The sequence below is a fragment of the Gilliamella sp. Pas-s27 genome, assembly GCF_009795865.1.
Taxonomy (GTDB): domain Bacteria; phylum Pseudomonadota; class Gammaproteobacteria; order Enterobacterales; family Orbaceae; genus Gilliamella.
The window spans coordinates 1-3,487 of sequence record NZ_WTEW01000058.1 but is presented as its reverse complement, the minus strand read 5'-3'; the positions used below and the strand labels follow the sequence as shown (position 1 = coordinate 3,487).

At 32.0% G+C, this 3,487-nt stretch carries 5 protein-coding genes; all 5 read left to right on the top strand.

Annotation, left to right across the window (positions count from 1 at the left end):
• The first annotated feature begins 107 nt into the window (after positions 1-107).
• The 5 genes from GQ589_RS11450 to GQ589_RS11430 all read left to right on the top strand — a co-directional run bounded on the left by GQ589_RS11450 (position 108) and on the right by GQ589_RS11430 (position 3,450).
• Positions 108-662: a peptidoglycan recognition family protein gene (locus GQ589_RS11450; RefSeq protein WP_160426330.1), complete on the top strand. Its 555-nt coding sequence runs from the start codon at positions 108-110 to the stop codon at positions 660-662.
• Positions 637-1,092, top strand: a complete 456-nt coding sequence (locus tag GQ589_RS11445) for a hypothetical protein (protein ID WP_160426328.1) — start codon at positions 637-639, stop codon at positions 1,090-1,092. The genes GQ589_RS11450 and GQ589_RS11445 overlap by 26 nt, the downstream gene beginning before the upstream one ends.
• 66 nt (positions 1,093-1,158) lie before the next feature.
• A complete protein-coding gene (locus GQ589_RS11440) occupies positions 1,159-1,710 on the top strand; it encodes a hypothetical protein (protein ID WP_160426326.1) in 552 nt (183 codons plus the stop codon).
• Between the two features lie 2 nt (positions 1,711-1,712).
• Positions 1,713-2,450 (top strand): M23 family metallopeptidase, encoded by a 738-nt coding sequence (locus tag GQ589_RS11435; RefSeq protein ID WP_160426324.1) that lies wholly within the window; start codon positions 1,713-1,715, stop codon positions 2,448-2,450.
• A 16-nt stretch (positions 2,451-2,466) separates the two neighbouring features.
• Positions 2,467-3,450, top strand: coding sequence for a hypothetical protein (locus GQ589_RS11430; RefSeq protein WP_160426322.1), 984 nt, complete (start codon positions 2,467-2,469; stop codon positions 3,448-3,450).
• The last annotated feature ends 37 nt before the right edge of the window (positions 3,451-3,487 follow it).

The following is a 3,487-nucleotide window of genomic DNA, read 5'->3' as shown; positions in this document are numbered from 1 at the left end:
CATTTTTTTCATAATTAAATCCCCTTTTCTTTTATCATAGAGAATTTTCTACTTTTTTGCTGTACTATTTTAGGGGATAGTTACAGTTTATTCATCCTATACAAATTATGAGTATTGTTAAAAAAGCTTATATAAATAATGAAGGATTTATTTGTAGTGATAGTATTACTCAATATCAAGTTAAAAAATTAGAAAGGGGAAATATCATTGGTCCTAATTCCATTGTTTTACATAGAACCTTTTCAAAAGGAAGTGCGATCAGCCTTATTGAAAATTCATGGAAATCATCTACGAATACAGACAATATTGGTGCTCATTTTGTTATAGATAAGGATGGAACAACTTATCAGGTTATAAGTTTGAAAAAATATGCTAATCATGTAGGAAAAATTAGACCTCGTTGTGCCTTGACTGGAAGTTGTGATTCAACCTATAAATCAAAAACCTTAAGAGAACAATATTTATCTGAATTAAAAAAAGCTTATCCAGAACGTTATCCATATAATCAAGACAGTATAGGTATTGAAGTGGTTGCATGGTGGGACAAAGATACAAAATTATGGGATGACGCAACACCACAACAATTAAAATCAATTAGAAATTTAGTTATTTTTTTACAAAAGGAGTTTAATTTAAATGATAAAGACTTGTATCAACATTAATGCATTGCTTATAAAACAAGTGGAGAAGGTAAAAATCTTTATCCTCCTGCTGACAATAGGAACATTGATCCCAGCTGTTACTAATGCCAATAATCGTGATGTAATTAAAGTATTGTCGATAAAAAAGGTATTAGAAGTAGATAATAGTGACTATCTTAAAGATTTATGTAATAAATGGAAATTAGATAAAAAAGAGATAATACATTTTTTCGCTACTGCTGAAAAAGATATCAATTCAGCTCAAATAAATTCGTTTGATATCTATCCGTGTGAAATAAAAGGTGAATTATTAATTAATGGAATAAATAAAAAATATAGTATTAATTTGGGTGGTCTAGGATTTTTTTATGGAAAAAACATCAAACAAATAGTATTTGGTTGTTCTAAAGGTGAGTGTCTGAGATATGTTCATTATGAACCAGATATGTAATAGTAATGAGTAGACATATTAATATTGTATGGTTAAGGATTAGAATTTATCCATCATAAACCGATATTGTACTCGGCATTAAGTCGCTTATTAATCAATTATAAAAGCGAATGGTACAGTAACGTTGATGCAGAGGGCAAACTGCCGGAATGGGAAGAATTAAACAGCGAGATGACCGAAGATGCTAAAAATCTATTAGGTTATTTACAAACGGGTGATGAAGCAAAATTCGAGGCATATTTAAGTAGTGTCGGTAAAGCAAAGGACTCGCCTGAAGCGAAAGGGTTTGAAACATTAAGACGAGAAATAAGCCGTTTTCCTGCTGATTATAAAGAATCACCCTCGAAAAAGCTGACTAAAGCGCAGTTTGAAAATTATGCCAAAATGGAAGCATTAGAAAAACAAGTAACAGCTTGGGAAAAGACCAAAGAGAAGATAAAAAAGATGTTGTGGTGGGATGATGTAGCTAAAGGCTTAGCGAAGTTAAACCAACAAAACGACACGCAACCAGAAAATGGCGAGGCAACCAATGCCACAACCGCTACAACCACCGCAACAGACCCCCCCCACCGGCCACGCTTAGTGCTGATGGCAAGGCATGGTTTATTCATCCGGTAGCGATGATGGATTATTTCCGAGAAAAAACAAGCCGTTGGCATGAGCCTTTAGAATACCCACAACGAACGTGTTATAGTTCAAACCACAATCCTAATGATTGGAATGGCGCTTTTGGTTATGTGAGAGATGAGGGAGCTAAAGCTCATACAGGGTTAGATTTATTTGCGGATATAAATACCCCTTGTTATGCCTGCTTAGATGGTGAAATAGTCCAATATACAGAAGAAAGTGGATATGGCAATGTATTGGTTATCGAAGTGAAAGGTGATGATTTACGCGCATCAAGAAATGACTATACGCTTGAATTTACTGATAAAACGAAAAAAGTGAAAGAGATAGTTCAAGCTGATAATTTTAATATTAATGCTGACCATTTTTACTTACGTTATTGTCATTTAAGCAATAAACGTGCTGACTTAAACGTCGGGGATAAAGTTAAATCGGGCGATTTGATAGGCTATACCGGTGATACCGGTAATGCTAAAGGACTTTGTAACCCTCATTTACATTTTGAAATTGCAATGAAGAAAACAGGTAATCGGACTGATACAAGCAATTTACAAAAAGATAGATTAGCCTACAAAATTAATCCAGCTTTCTTCGTTAATTTACAGACAAAAGATGAGGCTAAGCAGACAAAAGTAAAAGAGAGAAGAATTCAAGAAAAACAAGATGAAGAAGAGCGAGCTAGAAAAGAGAAAGAGGCGAAAGCAAAACAGCAACGCAAAAAACAAAAATAAATTAAGGAATAACAAGATGAATTATATCAAGTCTATTTTACTTATAATATTATTAATACCGACAATTAGCCAAGCAGAATTTAGTCTTATTTACACAGGTACCATTGGTCAAAATAAAGTTGAGTTTTATTTTGAATATAATTTTGCTATTTATATTGATAATAAAGATTATCAGATTAAGAAATTTGATATAGAAAAGAGTCGTTATCCGACTAAATCTAATGATGTAAATTCATTAGATAACATAGTGATTGAAAATGTTGACAGTCATACTTTTTATTCTGGACCAGAACAGCTAACAGGCTATACCCTTAATGGTGATAGAATAAATTTACAAAAAACACTTGAATACCATGAATACGATGAACAGTCATTACGCGAACTAGAATTTAATAATGTAGATTATTTACAAGAAAGTAGCACTAAAGATTTTTATTTTAAGGTGGTGATATCTAAGAAAAAAGGGGAAAAAGCAGAAATTGTGGGAATTAAAATTTATAGCAAACATGATGGTCGCCTTATTCAAACTATTACGGGAATACAAGGATGCAAGTTTAATTCTTATGTTAGTATTCAAACACATGAAGACTTTGATTTTAATTTTGATGGTGATAATAATGATTTTTATCTGACTAAAAATAGAAATTATGGCCCTAATCAAATAACAGAATTCTATGTTTATGACAAAACCCAACAACAATTTGTTAAATTAAATCTTGATGGTAATGATTTTCGCTTTGATTATGAAGAAAAAGAGGCCACTAGCTACAAAACCTGCCCAGGTAAAAAAGCAAATGACGAAATATCGTTAACCGATGATTTTAAATACATAGGCAATAATCGTTACAAAAAGATCAAAACAGAATGCCTGTATAAATCGGGATACCATCTAAACAAAAAAAGTGAGCAATTTGAATATAAAAAAGAAAGAGCATGCAAACCCAAAGAAATAAAAGCTTGTCGAAAGTATATTGATACTAATGATTATGATGATTATTAATAACACTGAGGCAAATTACCAGCGATTTTAACCTATA

What these genes read in the sequence shown, in the direction of transcription:
- GQ589_RS11450 (WP_160426330.1), top strand. Translation starts at nt 108, where the DNA reads ATGAGTATTGTTAAAAAAGCTTATATAAATAATGAAGGATTTATTTGT.
- GQ589_RS11445 (WP_160426328.1), top strand. Translation starts at nt 637, where the DNA reads ATGATAAAGACTTGTATCAACATTAATGCATTGCTTATAAAACAAGTG.
- GQ589_RS11435 (WP_160426324.1), top strand. Translation starts at nt 1,713, where the DNA reads ATGATGGATTATTTCCGAGAAAAAACAAGCCGTTGGCATGAGCCTTTA.
- GQ589_RS11430 (WP_160426322.1), top strand. Translation starts at nt 2,467, where the DNA reads ATGAATTATATCAAGTCTATTTTACTTATAATATTATTAATACCGACA.